The sequence below is a fragment of the Bradyrhizobium nivariense genome (assembly GCF_029846695.2).
GTDB lineage: Bacteria > Pseudomonadota > Alphaproteobacteria > Rhizobiales > Xanthobacteraceae > Bradyrhizobium.
Genome location: NZ_JARWCR020000016.1, coordinates 44989 through 63829, shown reverse-complemented (window position 1 = coordinate 63829; position 18841 = coordinate 44989). Strand labels below are relative to the sequence as shown.

At 63.6% G+C, this 18841-nt stretch carries 17 protein-coding genes and 1 pseudogene; 4 read left to right on the top strand and 14 right to left on the bottom strand.

All coding sequences use genetic code 11. From position 1 onward, the window contains the following. Positions 1 to 4: 4 nt before the first annotated feature. A complete protein-coding gene (gene argE, locus QCM77_RS15530) occupies positions 5 to 1129 on the bottom strand; it encodes an acetylornithine deacetylase (RefSeq protein WP_279684196.1) in 1125 nt (374 codons plus the stop codon). Positions 1130 to 1386: 257 nt separating this feature from the next. On the opposite strand from argE, the gene QCM77_RS15525 reads away from it, so the two are divergent. After that, positions 1387 to 2265 carry a GNAT family N-acetyltransferase gene (locus QCM77_RS15525; protein WP_279659695.1) on the top strand — a complete coding sequence of 293 codons (879 nt, stop codon included), beginning with the start codon at positions 1387 to 1389 and terminating at the stop codon, positions 2263 to 2265. Here QCM77_RS15525 and QCM77_RS15520 read toward each other — a convergent pair. Next, positions 2250 to 2387, bottom strand: coding sequence for a hypothetical protein (locus QCM77_RS15520; protein WP_279684152.1), 138 nt, complete (start codon positions 2385 to 2387; stop codon positions 2250 to 2252). The two genes, QCM77_RS15525 and QCM77_RS15520, sit on opposite strands and share 16 nt — an antisense overlap. Before the next feature lie 206 nt (positions 2388 to 2593). On the opposite strand from QCM77_RS15520, the gene QCM77_RS15515 reads away from it, so the two are divergent. Continuing rightward, positions 2594 to 3454, top strand: a complete 861-nt coding sequence (locus tag QCM77_RS15515) for an alpha/beta hydrolase (protein ID WP_279684151.1) — start codon at positions 2594 to 2596, stop codon at positions 3452 to 3454. Positions 3455 to 3593: 139 nt separating this feature from the next. Here the strand turns inward: QCM77_RS15515 and QCM77_RS15510 are convergent, their stop codons facing one another. From QCM77_RS15510 to QCM77_RS15465, 10 genes are all read right to left on the bottom strand, one after another. After that, a complete protein-coding gene (locus QCM77_RS15510) occupies positions 3594 to 3944 on the bottom strand; it encodes a Rieske (2Fe-2S) protein (protein ID WP_347882372.1) in 351 nt (116 codons plus the stop codon). After that, positions 3937 to 4641 carry an ABC transporter ATP-binding protein gene (locus QCM77_RS15505; protein WP_279659699.1) on the bottom strand — a complete coding sequence of 235 codons (705 nt, stop codon included), beginning with the start codon at positions 4639 to 4641 and terminating at the stop codon, positions 3937 to 3939. Before QCM77_RS15505 ends, QCM77_RS15510 begins: the two co-directional genes overlap by 8 nt. Continuing rightward, positions 4634 to 5416, bottom strand: coding sequence for an ABC transporter ATP-binding protein (locus tag QCM77_RS15500; protein WP_279684150.1), 783 nt, complete (start codon positions 5414 to 5416; stop codon positions 4634 to 4636). Before QCM77_RS15500 ends, QCM77_RS15505 begins: the two co-directional genes overlap by 8 nt. After that, positions 5416 to 6462: a branched-chain amino acid ABC transporter permease gene (locus QCM77_RS15495; protein ID WP_279684149.1), complete on the bottom strand. Its 1047-nt coding sequence runs from the start codon at positions 6460 to 6462 to the stop codon at positions 5416 to 5418. The genes QCM77_RS15500 and QCM77_RS15495 overlap by 1 nt, the downstream gene beginning before the upstream one ends. Continuing rightward, positions 6459 to 7331 carry a branched-chain amino acid ABC transporter permease gene (locus QCM77_RS15490; protein ID WP_279684148.1) on the bottom strand — a complete coding sequence of 291 codons (873 nt, stop codon included), beginning with the start codon at positions 7329 to 7331 and terminating at the stop codon, positions 6459 to 6461. The genes QCM77_RS15495 and QCM77_RS15490 overlap by 4 nt, the downstream gene beginning before the upstream one ends. A gap of 293 nt (positions 7332 to 7624) precedes the next feature. Further along, positions 7625 to 8779, bottom strand: a complete 1155-nt coding sequence (locus tag QCM77_RS15485) for an ABC transporter substrate-binding protein (RefSeq protein ID WP_279684147.1) — start codon at positions 8777 to 8779, stop codon at positions 7625 to 7627. A 74-nt stretch (positions 8780 to 8853) separates the two neighbouring features. Beyond that, positions 8854 to 10050, bottom strand: a complete 1197-nt coding sequence (locus tag QCM77_RS15480; protein WP_279684146.1) for a xanthine dehydrogenase family Fe-S subunit — start codon at positions 10048 to 10050, stop codon at positions 8854 to 8856. Continuing rightward, positions 10047 to 10883 (bottom strand): FAD binding domain-containing protein, encoded by an 837-nt coding sequence (locus QCM77_RS15475; RefSeq protein WP_279684145.1) that lies wholly within the window; start codon positions 10881 to 10883, stop codon positions 10047 to 10049. Before QCM77_RS15475 ends, QCM77_RS15480 begins: the two co-directional genes overlap by 4 nt. Beyond that, complete coding sequence (locus QCM77_RS15470) at positions 10880 to 13270, bottom strand: xanthine dehydrogenase family protein molybdopterin-binding subunit (protein ID WP_279684144.1); 2391 nt, start codon at positions 13268 to 13270, stop codon at positions 10880 to 10882. Before QCM77_RS15470 ends, QCM77_RS15475 begins: the two co-directional genes overlap by 4 nt. An 11-nt stretch (positions 13271 to 13281) precedes the next feature. Next, the gene (locus QCM77_RS15465; RefSeq protein WP_279684143.1) at positions 13282 to 14574 is read right to left on the bottom strand and encodes an amidohydrolase/deacetylase family metallohydrolase; all 1293 of its coding nucleotides are present in this window, start codon (positions 14572 to 14574) and stop codon (positions 13282 to 13284) included. 155 nt (positions 14575 to 14729) lie between these two features. On the opposite strand from QCM77_RS15465, the gene QCM77_RS15460 reads away from it, so the two are divergent. Both QCM77_RS15460 and QCM77_RS15455 read left to right on the top strand, forming a co-directional pair. Then, positions 14730 to 15224: a MarR family winged helix-turn-helix transcriptional regulator gene (locus tag QCM77_RS15460; RefSeq protein WP_279684142.1), complete on the top strand. Its 495-nt coding sequence runs from the start codon at positions 14730 to 14732 to the stop codon at positions 15222 to 15224. A 278-nt stretch (positions 15225 to 15502) separates the two neighbouring features. Next, entirely contained in the window at positions 15503 to 16921 is a 1419-nt protein-coding gene (locus QCM77_RS15455) for a cytosine permease (protein ID WP_279684141.1), read from the top strand. 36 nt (positions 16922 to 16957) lie between these two features. Here QCM77_RS15455 and QCM77_RS15450 read toward each other — a convergent pair. Next, positions 16958 to 17363 (bottom strand): annotated as a pseudogene (locus QCM77_RS15450) (oligopeptide/dipeptide ABC transporter ATP-binding protein); the annotation flags it as partial. Between the two features lie 58 nt (positions 17364 to 17421). Next, positions 17422 to 18831, bottom strand: a complete 1410-nt coding sequence (gene hydA / locus QCM77_RS15445; protein WP_279684140.1) for a dihydropyrimidinase — start codon at positions 18829 to 18831, stop codon at positions 17422 to 17424. Between the last annotated feature and the right edge of the window lie 10 nt (positions 18832 to 18841).

Sequence of the window (18841 nt, the reverse complement as noted above, 5' to 3'; positions counted from 1 at the left end):
CGTGTTACGCGGCAAGGCGCGCACCGAGAGCCTCAATCATTCTTTGGCACTCAGCGAGTTCGCCGATCTCAATATATTCATCGGGACGGTGGGCGCGGCCGATATCGCCGGGACCGCAAATGTTCGCATCGATGCCTGCCTGCTGATAAAGCCCAGCCTCCGTGCCGTAGCTCACGGCAGGAAGCGACTTCTTTCCTGTCAGCTCGACCAGAACGACCGTCAGTTCACTCCCCTTGACAGGAGCAAGTGCGGGATAGGCGCTCAACTCATGCCACGCCACTTCAAAACCGCTGTTGCGGAGGGCGAGAAGCTGGGTCCTGAGGGGCTCGAGCAAGGACGATGGGGAAACGCCCGGAACAGCGCGGATCTCGATATCAGCAGAGCAGCGGTCGGGAATTATGTTGACCGCCTGCCCGCCGTTGATGACGCCAATCTGCAAGGAAGAGTACGGAGGCACGAAATTATCGTCGAACGGCCCAGCCGTCAGGCATCCGCCGTAAGCCACAGCGTGCGCGACCACGCTGGCCATTGCGTGAACTGCATTGAGACCCAAATCAGGGCGTGATGAATGGCCGGACCGCCCGATCACTTCGAGCCGCACGGCCGCCTTGCCCTTGTGGGCCTGCACGGGCTGCATCCGGCTCGGCTCGCCGATAATCGCACCGAGCGGCTTTTCACACAAGTTTGGCAGCGCGGCGATCAGATGATGAACACCACGGCAACCCGCCTCCTCGTCGTAGGAGAATGCAAGATGTATTGGCCGCCGCAAATTCATCGCCGCAAGCTGCGGCAGGGCAGCCAACGCGCACGCAAGGAAACCCTTCATATCACTGGCGCCGCGACCATAAAGCCTTTCACCATCACGACGCAGGACAAAGGGGGCTCCGCTCCATTCCGGCTCGCTCGCCGGGACGACATCCATGTGTCCGGAAAGAACGTACCCTCCGGCCTCGCGCGGCCCAATCGTAACAAACAGGTTGAACCGATCGCCTTCAGGACCAGGAATGATTGCAACTTCGGCCCCGGCGGCCTGGCAGTACCCTCGTACCCAATTGACAATTGCCTCGTTTGGCGTGCCGACGACGCTGGGAAATGCGATTAGCCTCGCAAGAATTTCCTCAGCATTCATGACAGCAACATTCATGACGGCCCACTCTGCCTGCGCAATTCGCCTATCGGCAGCGTAATCACAAGCAGGAGCTTTCCCTGCCGAATTGCGTTGCGCTAAAGGCTGATGATTTCGAAGACCCACCCCCAAACAGGCGAACCTGCTGGGTTTCCATGCGATACTGCGGCAAAGCAAGTCTGCGGCGTATTGCTGCAGCGGGATCAAAAGGCAAGTTATGCCAGAGGCTTGGCATTCCGCGACGCAACGGATGAGCTGAAATGGGACGATCGGTACGGCTGAAATCCTTCGAATTGGTCGCGCGGGACATTCGCGAAGTTGACGTGAAGCTGCTCCACGCTCTCTCGATTGCAGTTGGCTGGCCGCATCGACCCAAGGACTGGGATTTCCTGCGCCGCGCCGGTCGGGGCATCGTCGCTGTCGACGGCATCGGGCGCGTTTTCGGCAGCGCGATGTGGTTCCCGCACGGGCGCGAATTTGCCACCATCGGCTTGGTGATCACATCGCCCCGCACCCAAACTCAAGGCACCGGCCGCTGGCTCATGGATCAGGTGTTTGAGCGGTGTGGTGACCGGAATTTGAGCCTCAACTCGACCGACGCTGCCTACCATCTTTATGTTTCGCTGGGCTTTAGAAAGGAAGCGGTCGTTTATCAGTGGCAGGGAGCGGTCGTGTCGCCCCTTCCAGTGGCGCCAGTTCTAGACGGTGAATTGAGGTCGCTGTCAGCCGAAAATGTTGAGGAGATCGCAGCGCTGGATGAGCGCGCGTTCGGATCAAACCGCCAGAAGCTGCTTGGATTGCTTTCGGAAGGGGCGTCAATCTGCGCTCTGAGCCGCGGCGGCGAGACCGTCGGCTACTCCATGAAGCGCGAGTTCGGGCGCGGTCATGTGATCGGTCCAATCGTAGCCAGCAATGATTGTGACGCGATCCATCTCACGGCTGTGCATCTCGAGGAACTCACGGGACGGTTCGCCCGCGTCGATACGCGAGAGCAGACAGGGCTATTTGCCGACTATCTTCAGCAGAGCCACCTCGGGATAAGCGAGACGGTCACAACCATGTCCAAGGGACGGCAATTCCTGAACCGGAAGGAAAACGAGCCGTGGGTCTACGGATTGGCCGGTCACGCGTTGAGCTGATGCTTTAAAGCATGGGACGAGAAAGGCTCTGCCTGCTCATGCTTGCTGGTCGACAGATTTTTCTTGATCTCCCAGTGCACACGTTCTGTATTCCCTGCCTGACCGTTCGGTGCGATGCGCATATCCTTCGCCCGAACGCAATTGATGTTCAACTGGAACGAGATTTATGGCAGGCAGGAGAGAGCGCTGTCGGCCACACGTGCTGTAACTTGAAATATCTGGATCCATATTTGGCGCGGATGGTCCAACACCTCAATAGGCTGTGAACGGCCTGCTCGAATTGGACGAGCCGACGGATCAAGCCGCCGAGTACCGGTCCGGAGACTCCATGGTTGATGACATCCGTTTGACACATCGATTCCTCGATCCTCGCACGAACTGGTCAGAGCTTTCCCAAGTCGAACGCGACGCTGCGTATGACAACAACACGGCTGTCAAGAACAGCCCAGCCTTGATTGCTGAACGAAACGAAGCATCAGCGCGGCTGCGGGACGCGTTGAAATCCCACCTCGATCTGCCTTACGGCGAGCGGGCAAACAACAAGATCGACCTCTACCCGGCCGCGAGGCCCGATGCGCCCTGTTTGGTGTTCCTGCATGGCGGCTATTGGCAGCGCAACTCGCGCGAGCTGTTTGCCATGCTGGCCGAAGGCGTCGCCGCGCATGGTTGGTCGGTCGCCATTCCCGGCTATTCGCTGGCACCGGAAGTTTCCCTGACCGACATCGTCGCTGAAATTTCGCGTGCACTCGACTGGCTTGCCGCACATGGCGCATCCCACGGCGTCGCGGGGCCGGTCGTTCTGTCGGGCTGGTCTGCAGGCGCCCACCTCGTTGCGATGGCACTGGACCACCCACGCGTCCTTGCGGGATTGGCGATCTCCGGCGTCTACGATCTCGCGCCGATCCGCGATACCGGGCTCAACAAAGCGCTGAAGCTCACCGATGAAGAGATTGCCAGGCTTTCGCCGCTTCGCCTGCCCTCAACGCACAAGCGACTCGATATCGCCTATGGCAGCAGGGAGCTCCCGGCACTGGTCTGCGATTCAATCAATTTTCACGAGAGACGTGCGGCCGCGCAGGCGCCCGGCAAGCTCATTCCGGTCGCAGGCGCCGACCATTTCACCATCCTCGAGGCGCTGCGTCGTCCTGACGGCATTCTGGTCGACGCTGCCCGCCGGTTGCTGGACTAAAAACGCGAAAACAACCCCATGCACAGTAGAAGGCTCTTTGTTTCCAAAGGCAGATTTTCGAAGGCCCATCGGCTTTCTGAGGACAGCTCCACGCCGTCGGTGCCTTTGACACGTCGGGCAAAACAGGGGCATGATGTCATCATCGCCCCGGTCGTCGCTCCTGCGCTTCGATCCAGACCCGCTCTCCCCTGACCTGCACCGGATAGAGCTGCAACGGCGGACTTGGCCAGCCCGCAGAGATTTGTCCGTCGCACAAATCGAACGATGCTGCATGGCGCGGGCAGAGCAGCCGCCCCGCCACCACCTGTCCCAGGCCGAGATCCGCCTGTTCGTGAGGACAGGCGCGGTCGCAAGCAACGACATCGCCCTCGTTCCAGATCACGAGCAGATTGAGCCCGGCGACGCGGACGATTGTCTCTGCCTTCAGCCGGCTGAGGTCACAGACCGGAATCCACCCGGACCCTTCCGGGCGGACGGCCGGCTCATCCACCGAGATAGGCCTTACGCACATGCTCGTCCTCGATCAGCTCAGTGCCGGTCCCGGACAGCGCGATGCGGCCATTCTCGAGCAGATAGGCATGGTCGCACATCTCCAGCGCGGCGAACGCGTTCTGCTCGACCAGCAGCACCGTGGTGCCGGAATCGCGAATGCTGCGGATGATCGCAAAGGTCCGCTCGACGATGTTGGGGGCGAGCCCGAGCGAGGGCTCGTCGAACATGATCAGCCGCGGCCGCGACATCAGCGCCCGTCCGATCGCGAGCATCTGCTGCTCGCCGCCGGACAGCGTGCCCGCCGCCTGCCGGCGACGCTCGGCCAGCCGCGGAAATTCCGTGTAGATGCGATCGCGATCGGCCGCGATCTCGCCTGATCCACGACGGAGGTAAGCCCCCATGTCGAGATTTTCCTCGACGCTCATGTGCGGAAACACCCGTCGCCCTTCCGGGCAATGCGCGATCCCGCTGGCCAGCACACGCGGCGGCCTGGCCCCGGTGATGTCGATACCCTCGAAACGCAGCTGGCCCGAGCGCGGTGGCACCAATCCCGAGATGGCGCGCAGCGTCGTGCTTTTGCCGGCGCCGTTGGCGCCGATCAGTGCAACCAGCTGGCCGGCCTTCACGTCCAGCGAGATGCCGCGTAGCGCGGTGACGCCGCCATAGCCGCACACCATGTCGCGGATCTCAAGCACGTGCCGCTCCATGCCCGAGATAGGCCTCGATCACCGCTGGATCGTTGCGGATCACTTTGGGAGTTCCCTCAGCGATGATGCGGCCGTAGTTGAGGACCACGATGCGGTCCGAGACGGTCATCACCATCGGCATGTCGTGCTCGACCAACAGGATCGTGATGCCACGATCACGGATGCTGCGGATGAGCTCGACAAACCGGTGCGTCTCCGAAGCATTCATGCCCGAGACGGGCTCGTCGAGCAGCAGCATCGAGGGCTCTGCCGCGAGCGCCAATGCGACACCGACGAGACGCTGCTCGCCGTAGGAGAGCGAGCCGGCCGCATCATGGGCCCGGCGCTCGAGACCGACCCATTCGATCAGTTCGCCTGCACGCTGCCGCAGCTTGCGTTCCGAGGCGCGCGCACCTGGCATCCCCAGGATCGCGTCGAGCAACCGGACCCTGCCCTGGCGATGCAGTCCAATCAGGAGATTATCGTGGACGGTGTCATTGGGAAATACGGAGGTGCGCTGGAAGGTGCGGATCAGGCCGAGGTCCGCGATCTGGTGCGGCTTCAATCCGGTGAGCGTTGTGCTGCGATAAGTGACGCGACCTGCACTCGGCGCCAGAAAGCCGGTCATCACATTGAAGGCAGTCGTCTTGCCGGCACCGTTCGGCCCGATCAGGCTGACGATCTCACCTTCTCCCACGGTGAAGCTCATGTCGGAGATCGCGACCAGCCCGCCAAAACGGACCGCCACCTGATCGATCGCCATGGCGATGCTGCGCGCCGCCATCACGCCGGCTCCTTGGCGCCGGTTTCAGTGAGAGCCACCGGCGCCAGTGCCGCCGCCCTGCTCCGTCTCCTCGCCAATCGCTGCGCGAGCGAGGGCACGATGCCGCGCGGCAGCACGAACAGGATGGCCATGAGCACGCCGCCATAGGCGATCCACTGCGCCTCCGGCGCCATGATCGGACGCAGTGCGACCGGCAGTAGACCGAAGATCAGGCCACCGACGACGGGCCCAGCCAGTGACCCCTTGCCGCCGGTGATGACCATGATCACCATGGTAACAGTGTTGATGAAGGCAAACACTTCAGGATCGATGATCCGGATGTAGTGCGCGTAGAGGCTGCCGGCCGCGCCCGCAATCGCGGCCGAGATTACCGCCGCGAGCGTCAGCGTCTTGGTCACGTCGATGCCGACGGAGACGGCGAGCGTTTCGTTCTCCATCAGCCCGCGCATGGCACGGCCGAAATGGGAATGAACGAGGCGCGCGATCAGGAGATAGGCGATGAGAGCCACGACCAGCACGAGGTAGTAGTTTTGCACCTTGGTGCGCAGCGTCAGCTCGCCGAAACCAGGCAAGAGCAGCGCAATGGAGGGAATGTTGGTGAGCGCCAGCGGACCTTGCGTCAGCTCGACCCAGTTCAGCGCGACCAACCGGACTACCTCGGCAAAGGAAATCGTCACGATGACGAAATAGGCCCCGCGGACCCGGAATGACAATTGTCCGACGAAATAGCCGCATAGTCCGGCAACGAGGATCGCGAGCACCAGCCCCACGATCGGCGGCCAGGGCTCATGGACCAGGCGCACGCCGCCGGGCAAGCCAATGTCGAAGCCGAGCGATGTCAGCGCGCTGACATAGGCGCCGATGCCGAAGAAGGCGATGTGACCGAGGCTGAGCTGGCCGGTGAAGCCAAGCAGCAGATTGAGGCTCATCGCGCCGATGACGAAGATTCCAGTCGTGATCAGCGCGTTGAGCAGATAAGGATCGCGCAGCCAGAGCGGCACCGAGGCCAGCACTGCGACCGCAAGGATGGTCGTGATCGCCTTCATCCGACGCGCTCCGCGCGCGCAAACAGACCGGTCGGCTTGAAGATCAGCACCGCGATGATGATTACAAAGCCCATCGCATCGCGATAGCCGGACGAAACGTAGCCAGCGCCAAGCTCCTCGGCGAGCGCCAGGATGAAGCCGCCGATCACCGCGCCCGTGATGTTGCCGAGACCGCCAAGAATGACGATGGCGAAGGCCTTGACGGCGGCGAGATCGCCCATTTGCGGGAAGATCACGTAGACCGGCCCGAGCAGAGCGCCCGCGGCGGCGGCAAGGCTGGAGCCGATCGCGAAGGTCGAGGTGTAGATCATGTCGACGTTGACGCCCATCAGCGAGGCCGTGTCGTGGTCCTGGAACGTCGCTCGCATCGCGCGGCCGAGGCTCGTCTTGTTGATCAGCAAATACGTCACCAGGATCAGCAGTGCCGCGGCAGCAAGAACGAACAGGCGCAACCAGGACACCGACACCGGTCCGACCACCAGCGGCGCCTCGGGAAACGGCGTTGCCACCGATTTGGCGACGCCGCCCCAGATCCAGAGCGTGCCGGACTGCATCGCGATCCAGGCGCCGATCATGACCAGCATCGTGGTGTCGATGTCGGAGCCGCGCAGGGGCCGCAGCAATGTCAGCTCGATAGCCGCACCCAACAGCCATCCGGCCAGCACGGCCACGGGCAGCGCCAGGAAGAAATTCAGCCCGATCTGCTGCACCACGATGAACATGACGTAGGCGCCGAACGTGTAGAGCACGCCATGCGTGAAGTTCACGACGTTCATGATGCCGAAGATCAACGTGAGCCCGATGCCCAGCAAGGCATAGGTGCCGCCGAGCACGAGCATGTTGACCAGATGCTGGAGAAACTCGCTCAAAGCCGTTCCCGAATGACTCGTAGTAAGGTAGGGCTATCGCGCATATGACAGCGGAAGGCTGCCGGATGAGCTCGGCCTGCATGGTTCGAGACGCCCGCTTTGGCGGGCTCCTCACCATGAGGGTCTAATATCTCGCCGCAAAACGCGCCCTCATCCTGAGGGCCCGCCGTAGGCGGGCGTCTCGAAGGATGGGCCGCAGGCAAGCTGCCCGCCACGTTTTTCTTCATATGCGATAGCCCTGCGTAGTAAGGCGAGAGTGGCGATGTGCCGCCCTCGCCTGTGACTGGCCGACACTAGAGCGTCTTCATCTCGACCTTGCCTTCATTGATCTCGATGAGATAGACGTTCGGCTGGCTCTGCCCGCTCTCCTTGCCCTCGGGGCCGGACTTGCGGAACACGATGTCGCCGTTGAGCCCCTTGATGTTGATGTCCCAGAGCGCGGCCTTGATCGCAGCCGGCTCGGCTTTGCCCGCCTTCTCGATCGCGGCCGCCGCGGTGCGGATGCCGTCATAACCGCGGAAGCTTTCGGTACAGCCGGCGAACTCGAAGCCGCGCTTCTTCCATTCCGAGATGAAATAGTTGGTCGCTTCGGGGTTCGGCGTCTTGTCGGGGAACCACGGCAGAAAGGTCGTCAGATGCATGGTACCGTTGGCGGCTGCTCCCGCCTGGGCGATGATCTGGTCGGGGTTCTGCGAGCCACCGGTGGTGATGATGCGCTTCTTCAGGCCCAGTGCGGCGGCCTGCTTGAAGATCAGCGTGAGCTGGTCGACCGCGGTCGTGACGATGATCGTCTCGGAATCCGAGCTCTTGATCTTGGAGAGCTGGGCGCTCATGTCCTGCGCGCCCTGGTCCATGGTTTCGACCAGACCGATACTGATCCCCTTGTCCTTCATCATCTTGCTGAAGTCCTCAGCCGTGCCGCGGCCCCAGTCGTTGTTGATGACCAGGAAGTCGACCTTCTTCAATGCGAGCTTGTCGACGATGCCCTTGAACGCCGCGGCCTCGACCGCCGACGGGGGCGAGATACGGAAGATGAAGGGATTGCCTGTCGTCGTGATCTTGCCCGAGGACGAGGTCTCCACCACCATCGGCGTTTCATATTCCATCAGCTTCGGCATCACGGCGAGCGTCAGGCTCGAGCCCCAGGCGCCCATCAGGACCGGCACCTTGTCGCTGGTGATGAGCTTCTCGGCAACGGCGGCCGCCTCGGTCGGGTTGCTCTTGTTGTCCTCGATCACGAGCTCGATCTTCTTGCCCAGGATGCCGCCCTTGGCGTTGATCTCGTCGGCGGCGATCTTGGCGCCGTTGACGACGTAGGTGCCTGACGCCGCGAACGCGCCGGTGAGCGGCTCGTTGACGCCGATCTTGATGGTCTGCGCCCCTGCAGCGCCGCCGAACAAGGCCGTCGCCAGCGCGATGGCCGGAACCAGTCCGAGTGCTCGTGTCATGTTGTCTCTCCAAATCCCACGCTGTTGATGTCTGGTAGTTCAGCCTTCGTCACTCTGCGGCGCGAACGCGCCGGTTATTCCACTCCACCTTTTTCGGTGAAGACGCGGCCAATGAAGCGCCCGAGCCGGTCGCGCAAAACATCTGATGCAATCGACCAGAAGCTGAGCTCCGCCGAGGCCGCCTGCCCCGACGGTGCGCCGGACATGTGGCGGTCGAGATTTCCCGCGAATTCAGCAACCAGGCGCTTTGCGAGATCCCGCACCAGGCCGGGACGGCCGACCTGGGCCAGCATTCCCGTAAGCGTATAGCCGATCGACAGCTCGACGGTGGTCGCCGCGCCGTCATCGATCGACAGCAGGCGATAGCGGATTTCACCTTGCGTCGCCGAATGGCCGCGCTGGTCGGTGCCGATGCCGACGATGCGGCCGGAGAGCGTTGCGGGATCGCGCTCGACGCGCGCGGCCCCCACGAAGGCCGCCGCGATCGGCCCGAGCCTGACGCGGATCACGCCTTCGACGCGTTCGGGCCTTGGCGGCGCCGTGAGCGATGCGCCGGGAAGGCAGGCTGCGATATCGGCGATATCGTCGAACATCGCGAAGACCTTTGCCGGCGCATGCGGCAAGGTGAACCGCTGGTCGAGAACGGTCGCCGGGGTGAAGTCCGGGATTCTGCCCGGTGCGGCGCTCTCTGATGCCGGCGCTAACGCTTGACGCACAGCCGGCTCGTTTCGACCGGGCGCGCTCCGCCCCGATCCGGTGGGACCAAGACTGGTTCGACCGCCATCGGCAAGCGGGGCGATGTCGCGCCCGCGCCGGGCCTCGATCACCGACTGCACCGCCCGCACGATGCCGACATAACCGGTGCAGCGGCAGAGATTGCCGGAGAGGCCAACGCGGATCTGGCGCTCGTCGGCATCGGGTAAGCGCAGCACCAGGTCGCGCGCGGAGACCAGCATCCCCGGGGTGCAATAGCCGCACTGCAAGGCATGCTCGCGGGTGAAGGCGGCGCGCAGCTCTGTCGTGACCTCGTCCTCGTCGAGACCTTCGATGGTGGTGATATCGGCGCCCTCGCAGGCCACCGCATAGGTGATGCAGGAGCGCGCCGGCACGCCGTCGAGCAGCACGGTGCAAGCGCCGCAGACACCGTGCTCGCAGCCGAGATGTGTGCCGGTCAGGTCGAGCTTGTCGCGCACGAAATCGGCAAGGCTGGTGCGCGGCTCGGCCGAGACTTCCACCGCGCGGCGATTGACCTGAAGCGCGATCGTGGTCATGCCGCGGCCTCCTGGACGGCGCGTTTCAACACGCTGACATGGATGTGGCGTTGCGTGGCGTCGTCGATGCCGGCCCTTGCGAGAACTGCGTCGGCGACGCGGGCGTCGAAACGCTGCTTGTAGTCGGCCGCGATCCGCCCACCGAACAGCTCCGCGGCATCGGTCACGACGATCGGCGCCGCGTCGATCGCACCGATCACGACGCGGGCCGCGGCGACCGCCGGATCGACCAGCACCGCGCCGATAGCATGGGCGAACTCGCCGGTCTTCCGGCAGCTCTTGGCGTAGCCCCAATGCGCCGACGCCGCGCGCGCCGGCACGTGGATCGCCTCGACGATTTCGCCGGTGTGGAGCGCCGATTCCAGAGCACCGACGACAAACGCCTCGACAGCCATCATGCGCACACCGGCAAGTCTGCGCAGCGTGACCCGCGCGCCCAGGGCGGCAAGCGCCGAAATCCAGTCCGCGGCGGGATCAGCATGGCTGAGCGAGCCGCCGATCGTGCCGCGGTTGCGCACCGCGCGATAGGCGATGTTGGCCGCGACAGCCCGAATAGCGCCGCGTGTCACGTCAGCTGTGCGTCCGTCCTCGATATCGGCATGCGTGACCAGCGCGCCGAGCACGAGTTCGCCGCCGGAAAGCTCAGCACATTTGAGCTCGGCGAGGCCGGAGATGTCGACCAGCAGCTCCGGCTGCAGCAGCCGCAGATTGAGCATCGGCCCGAGCGATTGGCCGCCGGCGATGATCTTCGCAGATCCACTGGCCGTGGCGAGCATCGACAGCGCCGAGTCGAGATCGCGCGGGCGTTCATAGCCGAAAGGCGCAGGCTTCATGCCGCGCTCCTTCCGACAGCGCGAGCAGCGAGCACGGCCGCGACGATTCGATGCGGCGTGATCGGCGATTGCATCAGCTCGACACCGAGCGGCCGCAACGCGTCGTTGACGGCGTTGACAATCGCGGCGGGCGGCGCGATGGCACCGCCCTCGCCGATGCCCTTGACGCCAAACTGCGTATAGGGCGACGGCGTCTCCATGTGATCGAGACGGGCCGCCGGAACCTCGGTCGCACCGGGGAGCAGATAGTCGGCCAGCGTCGTCGCCAGCGGCTGTCCCGACGTATCGAACGGCATTTCCTCATAGAGCGCGGTACCGATCCCCTGGGCGAGGCCGCCATAGATCTGGCCGTCGACGACCATCGGGTTGACCAGGACGCCGCCGTCCTCGACGATCACGTAGTCGAGGATCTCGACCTCGCCGACATCAGGATCGACCGCGACGACAGCCGCATGCGCGGCGTAGCTGAAGGTCCCGCTGTCACGGACCGGCTTGTAGCCCAGAGTCACTTCCAGCCCGCCGGGATCGACGTCGGCCGGCAGATCCTGCGGGCGGCGATACCAGGTGTGCGCGATCGTCCTGAGGCTGACGCTGCCGTTGACGCCGCACACCTCGCCATTCTGCAACACGACGGAGGCCGGATCGTGCTGCAACAATTTGGCGCCGATGCGCCTCGCACGTTCGCCGAGCTCGCGGCAGGCGGTCGCCACCGCGCCGCCCGCCATGACCATCGAGCGCGAGCCCCAGGTGCCGGTCGAATAGGGCGTCATCGCGGTGTCGCCGAGGATGATGCGGATCTTTGCGACGTCGATGCCGAGCATCTCATGCGCGACCTGGGCGAGCGTCGTCTCCATGCCCTGCCCGTGTGAATGCACACCGACGCGCAATTCGAGGCCGCCGTCCGGCGTCAACCGCGCCGATGCCTGTTCGTGGCCCGGCACCATCGGGATCCCCCAGCCGGAATAGACCGACGTGCCGTGCGCGGCTTGCTCGCAATAGATGGAGACGCCGACGCCGATGCGGCGGCCGTCAGCCCCGCCCTGACTTTGCTTGGCGCGAATGGCGTCCACGTCGATCGCCGCCAGCGCGCGCCGCATGGCTTGCGGATAATCGCCACTGTCAAAATGCTTCTTGGTGATGTTGTCGAACGGCATCTGCTCCGGCTGCACCAGATTGCGCAGCCGCACCTCGCCGGGCTCGAGCCCGGCCTCGACCGCGACAAGGTCGAGCATCAATTCCAGCGCAAAGCAGACGCCGGTGCGCGCCACGCCCCGATAGGGCAGGATCGGACATTTGTTGGTGGCGACCGAAAAGGTGCGGCAACGATAGGCCGGCATCTGATACGGACCCGGCAGGATGCTCGCGACCTGCGCTGCTTCGAGACACGCCGAGAACGGATAGGATGAGTAGGCACCGGAATCCACGGTCGCTTCGCAATCGATGCCGCGCAACGTCCCGTCGCGGTCGGCATAGACCGTGATCTTGTAATGGTGCTCGCGGCAATTGGAGCTGGCGACCAGATGCTCGCGGCGGTCCTCGGTCCAGCGCACGGGATGGCCGCAGCTCATGGTCAGCCAGGACAGGCAGACCTCTTCAGGCAACAGGATTCCCTTGTGGCCGAAGCCACCGCCGACATCGGGCGAGATGACACGGATCTGCCCCTCTTCCATGCCGAGACATTCGGCAAGCCCGCTGCGCGTGATGTGCGGCATCTGGGCCGCGGAGTGCAGCGTGAGCTGATCGAGCCTGCGATCGAACGTCGCGACCACGCCACGGCCTTCCAGCGGAGACATGCACTGCCGCGCGGTCGAGATCTCGCGCGTCACCTTGATCGGCGCGTCGAGCGCCGCGGAGATGTCGACCTCGTAATTGGTCTCAAGGAAGACGTTGTCGCCCCAATGCTCGTGCACCAGCGCCGAGCCGGGCTCGCGTGCCTTCAGCATGTCGTAGATTGCGGGCAGCTCCTCCAGATCGAGCGTCACGGACGCCGCGATGTCCTCCGCCTCGGCGCGCGTCGGTGCGAGACACATCGCGACGAGCTCGCCGACCTGGCGCACCTTTCCGGTGGCCAGCACCGGCTGCTCCGAAATCTTGAAGCCCGGAAGGCCCGAGACCGCGCGGATCGGTTTGATGCCGACAAGATCGTCTGCCGTGAACACGCTGCCGCGATAGCGCTCGGGCACATGGATGCCGCGGATCCGCGCATGCGCCAGCGGGCTGCGCACGAACGCGACGTCCTGAAGGCCGGCAAGGCGAATATCGGCGACAAACTGGCCGCGGCCGCGCATCAGCCGGTCGTCCTCCTTCCGCGGCAGCCGTGCTCCCACGCCCTGTCCGGACTTGCCAGAAGGAAACTCTCGCTCGTTGCGCAACTCGGCGTTCTCCATCACCGCGCGGCCTATGCCGCGACGGCCTGCGGCAGGATCGGCGCGACCGCGTCAAAGCGCGTGCCGGCGCGCAAGCAGAACGCCGGCTGAAGCAGGCGCTCGGCGATCACCTCGTTCTTCTCATTGTCCTTGAGGACGAAGCGGCCGCTCTTCTCCGCGAGCACGGAGACGTCGGCGTCCATGCCGACCTTGAGAGCGCCGATCTCCTCGCTGCGGCCGAGCATTTTGGCCGGATTGGAGGTGACCATAGGCACCACCTGCTCCAGCGACAGGCCGAGCGCCATCATCGAGCTCATCGCCTGCACCAGACTGAACTTGGCCTGTCCCGCGAAGGGATGGTTCTCCTCGTCCTCGTGCTGGTCGGGCGTCCCGGCCGGCGCGGGCACGTGGGTGTTGTAGCCGTGGATGTCGGCTCCCAGCGTGGTCGGAATGATGCCGGCAGCGATCGCCTTCTTCGCGAGCCGGTACGAGAAATGGCTGCCATGACCGACATCGACCTTCAGGCCGCGGTCGAGCGCCGCCTGGATGACCGGATGCACCTCGCCTTCGCGGTTGACGAAGCCGCCGGGATGGCGCGTGAAGGGATGCGCGAGAATGTCGCCTTCACGCAGAAGCGGGATGACGCGGGTCAGGATCGTGTCGGCATCTTCGCCATTGGCGCCGCTTTCGGGCAGGCCCCAGAGCTGGCCGAAATGCACATAGACCGGCAGATCGGCGCGCTTGCCGATCTCCGCCGCCATCTCGATGACGCGAATGCCCCAGCGCGCGAAGCCGCCGATCTCGGCATGGGCCTTGATGCCGCGCACGATGTCGAGATTGGCCGTCGCCGACTTGACGGTCGCGTCGATGTCAACGCCGTCGGGGCTATAGAGCTGCGGATAGAAATGCCCTTCAAGCCCGCCGACGAGATAAGCGGAAAGAAAGGCATAGACGCGCGAGCTGGAAGGCTCCGCGATGAAATGACGAAAGCCGGGCAGCGTCATGCAGGACGGACCGCCCTGGTCGATCACCGTGGTCACGCCCGACTGCACGCCGACCATGTCGGCATTCATGCCGAAGCGGCCGGAGACGTATTGATAGACATGCGCATGGGTGTCGATCAATCCGGGCAGCACCAGCTTGCCGCCGACGTCGACCACCTCCCTGGCGCTGGTCGGCAGGATGTCCGGCGCGACCGCCGCGATCTTGCCGTTGCGGATCGCGACGTCCCTGATGCCGTCCACGCCGGACGCCGGACAGATCACGCGACCGCCTCGCAGCAGAAGATCGAAGCTGGCAGTGACGGAGCTGACGGTGACGGACATGGCGCTCTCCTCTATTCCGCGCAGGCGATTGCCCTCGCGAATTACGAAGCATGCTTCGTATTTTACAAAGGCAAGCTTCGTGCCATGATCCGACGGTGGCCAGCGCACTCGAATCGAGCTAAGCGCGACGGGGTTCAGGGTTGGGAGAGCGTGCATTGCGGCAAGCAAAGAAACGTCGCAGCGGGGGCAAGCACCGCCCCTGGCCCTTGTCCCAACGACCCGGCTATCTGATCCGGCGCCTGCACCAGATTCACGTTGCGCTGTTTCAGGACGCATGCGGCGCGTTCGAGGTCACGCCATTGCAATACAGCCTGCTCTCTGCGCTGGCGGTGCGTGAAACGGCCGATCAGACCACTTTGGCGGCCGATATCGCTCTCGATCGGACCACAACTACCGGCGCACTGAAGCGGCTCGCCGCACGAAATCTCGTGGAACGCGCCGTCAACAAGGACGATCGACGGGCGCGCTTGTGCCGTTTGACGCCGGCGGGCGCCGCCCTGCTCGTCAAAATCGAGGGCGCGGCACGAAGAGCGCACCGTGCGACGCTCGGCGATCTGAGCGAGCAGGAACAAGCGCTGTTCATCGAGATGATGCAGCGCATCGTCGCCGGCAACCCCGCTCGCGACAGCGCCACTGCCCTATTTGATTAGCCGCGGCTGCTGCACTTTTGAGTTGGGCTGCCCAATTTATCATCGGACCGCTGCTCGCCAGCGCCATGCCCCCAAGCCCCGCGCTCGCGGCCGACCTGCAAGCAGATGGTCTCGGCAAATGCAGATGTGATGCCGGATCGCGCTTGAAAATTCAGTAGCAATCCGGCGCAACGCAGCTTGCATCCCCTCGCCGCACGAGCCGTCCCCAGGCCACCCCGCGCGTAATGGCACGAATTATGCTGCGATGATGCGAAGCGTGCTTCGTATTGGGGGATGTCATGACGGATTCCGAACTTCGCGCTGATATTCACAGCATCGAGCCAATTCCCGACGCGGACCGGGACTCGACCGGGCCGCAGCAGATGTGGATCTGGGCCGGCGCCAACATCGCGCCGGTCAACTGGGCGCTCGGTGCGCTCGGCATCATCCTCAAGCTCGGCCTGATGGAGACGATCGCGGTCATCGTGCTCGGCAACATCGTCGGCTGCGCGATCTTTGCGGCCTTCACGGTGATGGGGCATAAGACCGGCGTCAATCAGATGGTGCTGAGCCGATCCGCATTCGGCGTCCGCGGCGCCTACCTGCCGAGCATCCTGATGTTCCTGATGACGCTGGGCTGGATCGGCGTGAACACCTACTTCCCGGTCAAGGTTTCGGTCGGCATCCTCAGCCAGTTTGGCGTTGCCGATACTTGGCTGATCGAGATCGTCATCATCACGCTGGTGATGGCGGCGCAGGTCCTAATCGGGGTCTATGGTTTCTACGCGATCCGCACCTTCGAGAAATACACGGTACCGCCGACTATCGCCATCATGGTGCTGATGAGCATTTTGGCGTGGACCCGTCCCGGCGTCGTCAATTGGGGACTGACGTCCTCGCTGCCGCCGGGCGCCCATCTTGCGATGCTGACGCTGCTGACGACGGCGATAGGCGTCGGCTGGGGCATTTCCTGGGTCACCTGGGCGTCCGACTATTCACGCTTCGTGCCGCGTAGCGTGCCTTCGAAGTCCGTGTTCTGGTACAGCTATATCGGCATGTTCGTGCCGACGGTCTGGCTCGGCATTCTCGGCGCAACCATCGCCTCGACGACGCTCGACACCGATCCCGCCAAGATGGTCAGCGCGGTGTTCGGAGGGCCGGTCAGCATCCTGGTCCTCTTGATGGTGCTGCACGGCCCGATCGCGACCAACATCCTCAACGTCTACTCGGCGACACTGGCGGCGCTGAGCGCGGGGCTCAAGCTCTCGCGCTTCTGGCTCACCGTGATCGTCGGCATCGCCGGCTATCTGGTCACGCTGTATTTCATCTTCGCGCCGTCCTTCGCCAAGGCGTTCGACAACTGGATGATCAGCCTGTTGCTATGGATGAGCCCGTGGGCCGGCGTGGTGCTCGCGGACTTCTTCCTCAAGCGGAAGGGCAAGATCGATGTTCCCGAGCTCTATCGGTCACCGGAGACCAGCGTCTATGGCGACATCAACTGGGCCGGCATGATCGCGTTCCTCGCGGGTCTCGTGGCCGGCTGGTCGGTGGAAGACGGTCTGGTCGGCGCGCTCCAGGGACCGATCTCGACCAATCTGCTCGGCGGCGCCGATCTGAGCTGGCTGTTCGGCATCGGAGTCTCGGGCCTGGTCTATCTTGCGCTGAGCAAGCTCGTCACCTCGTCTTCCTCGATCGTTGCGAGCAGCGCAGGCAGGTAGCGGCGGGACGTGGACCAGGTTCTTCGGTCCACGTCTTCACGTCGAGGGGAGATGGCAGGCCAACCGGCGACCGGGGCCGGATTCTTTCAGCAACGGCGGTTCAATGCGGCATCGCTCCATCGTGAACGGGCAGCGCGGGTGGAAAGAGCAGCCGGTCGGCGGATCGAGCAGGCTCGGCACCTCGCCGGCCACCACTGGATGCCGGACAAAATCCGGATCGACGCGCGGCACGGCATCGAGCAGCGCGCGCGAATAGGGATGCTGTGGATCAGCATAAATTTGCGCCTTCGGCGCGATCTCGACAACCGAGCCGGCATACATCACTGCGACGCGGGTCGAGACCGCGCGCACCACGGCGAGATCGTGCGCGATGAACAGGTAGCTCAAGCCGGTCCTGCAGGTCGAGCAGCAGGTTGACGATCTGCGCCTGCATCGACACGTCCGGCGCGTATCCACCGAGGTCGCGCAGCGGAACTATAACTGCGTTGCGAGACAGCCCCTCAGATCAGGCTAGAAGTACCACGGCTGAGCACCTCCCCTGCACCCTTCTCTCCGACGATCTTTCCATTGTCCGCAACCACCCGCCCGCGGGCAATGGTCGTGACCGACCAGCCGGTCACCTCAAACCCCTCCCAGGGCGTGTAGTCCGAACCATGATGCAGATCGGATTGCCGGATTGTCTTCTTCAATTTTGGATCCCACAACACGATATCGGCGTCGAACCCCACCCCGATCGAACCCTTGCGAGGGTAGAGACCATAAATGCGCGCGTGATTGGTGGAGGTCAGCTCGACGAATTTCTGCAGGCTGATCCGCCCCTTCGATACGCCTTCCGAGAAGAAGATCGGCAGCCGCGTTTCCACTCCGGGGATTCCGTTTGGTACCCAGCGAAACGATGTGCGCGAATTAGGCGTCATCTTGCCCTTTGGATCGTCATAACGAAACGGGCAATGATCGGATGAAAAGGTCTGAAAGACGCCAGCGGTGATACCTTCCCAGATCGCGTCCTGGCTCTCCTTGTCGCGCGGCGGCGGCGAGCAGACATATTTCGCACCGCTCATGTCCATATTCAGGCCCTTCATATCGTCGGCAGTCAGGGTGATGTATTGTGGGCAGGTCTCCGCATGAACCGGCAAACCCCGCTGCTGAGCCCAGCGTACCTGCTCCATGGCCTCCCTGCCCGACACGTGAACGATCATGATCGGGACGCCAACAAGCTCGGCATGACTGATCGCGCGGTGCGTCGCTTCCCTCTCAACGATCTGCGGCCGCGAGGCTCCGTGAAAATACGGCGCGATATGCCCTTCAAGTTCCAGTTTTTCGGTCAGGTGGCGGATCGCATCGTACCCTTCACAATGCACCATGACGAGCGCCTGCTCGCGGCGGGCCACCTCGAAAACCTCGAGCAACTGCTTGTCGCTGAGAACGAGGTCGTCATAAGTCATGAAGACCTTGAAGGACGTGTAGCCGTCCTTGACGAGGGCCGGCAATTCCTGCCCGAGAACGACCGCCGTCGGGTCGGATATGATCAAATGAAACGATGTGTCGATGTAGCATTCGCCTTCGGCGAGTTTCCGGTATTCCTCGACACAGGCACGCAGCGAAGAACCTTTGATCTGAAGCGCAAATGGCAGGATCGTGGTATTGCCGCCGGCCGCAGCAGCACGCGTAGCCGACGCAAAATTGTCGGCCATCACGACATCGGGTCCGGACTCCTGCGAAATATGGACGTGGCTGTCGATGCCGCCAGGCAAAGCCAGCAGGCCCGTTGCGTCGATCTCCCGAGATGCTCCCTCGATACGATCGGCAATGCTCACGATGCGCCCGTCACGAACGCCGATATCAGCCCGGAATTCGTCGCTGGCCGTTACGATGGTGCCGCCGCGGATGGCGAGGTCAAACTGTGCCAAGTGAAATGCC

Coding starts and splice junctions, on each gene's coding strand:
- QCM77_RS15525 (WP_279659695.1), top strand. CDS start 1,387: ATGGGACGATCGGTACGGCTGAAATCCTTCGAATTGGTCGCGCGGGAC.
- QCM77_RS15455 (WP_279684141.1), top strand. CDS start 15,503: ATGACGGATTCCGAACTTCGCGCTGATATTCACAGCATCGAGCCAATT.
- QCM77_RS15475 (WP_279684145.1), bottom strand. CDS start 10,883: ATGAAGCCTGCGCCTTTCGGCTATGAACGCCCGCGCGATCTCGACTCG.
- QCM77_RS15500 (WP_279684150.1), bottom strand. CDS start 5,416: ATGGCGGCGCGCAGCATCGCCATGGCGATCGATCAGGTGGCGGTCCGT.
- QCM77_RS15480 (WP_279684146.1), bottom strand. CDS start 10,050: ATGACCACGATCGCGCTTCAGGTCAATCGCCGCGCGGTGGAAGTCTCG.
- QCM77_RS15485 (WP_279684147.1), bottom strand. CDS start 8,779: ATGACACGAGCACTCGGACTGGTTCCGGCCATCGCGCTGGCGACGGCC.
- QCM77_RS15465 (WP_279684143.1), bottom strand. CDS start 14,574: ATGTCCGTCACCGTCAGCTCCGTCACTGCCAGCTTCGATCTTCTGCTG.
- argE (WP_279684196.1), bottom strand. CDS start 1,129: ATGAATGCTGAGGAAATTCTTGCGAGGCTAATCGCATTTCCCAGCGTC.
- QCM77_RS15520 (WP_279684152.1), bottom strand. CDS start 2,387: ATGCGCATCGCACCGAACGGTCAGGCAGGGAATACAGAACGTGTGCAC.
- QCM77_RS15470 (WP_279684144.1), bottom strand. CDS start 13,270: ATGGAGAACGCCGAGTTGCGCAACGAGCGAGAGTTTCCTTCTGGCAAG.
- QCM77_RS15495 (WP_279684149.1), bottom strand. CDS start 6,462: ATGAAGGCGATCACGACCATCCTTGCGGTCGCAGTGCTGGCCTCGGTG.
- QCM77_RS15515 (WP_279684151.1), top strand. CDS start 2,594: ATGGTTGATGACATCCGTTTGACACATCGATTCCTCGATCCTCGCACG.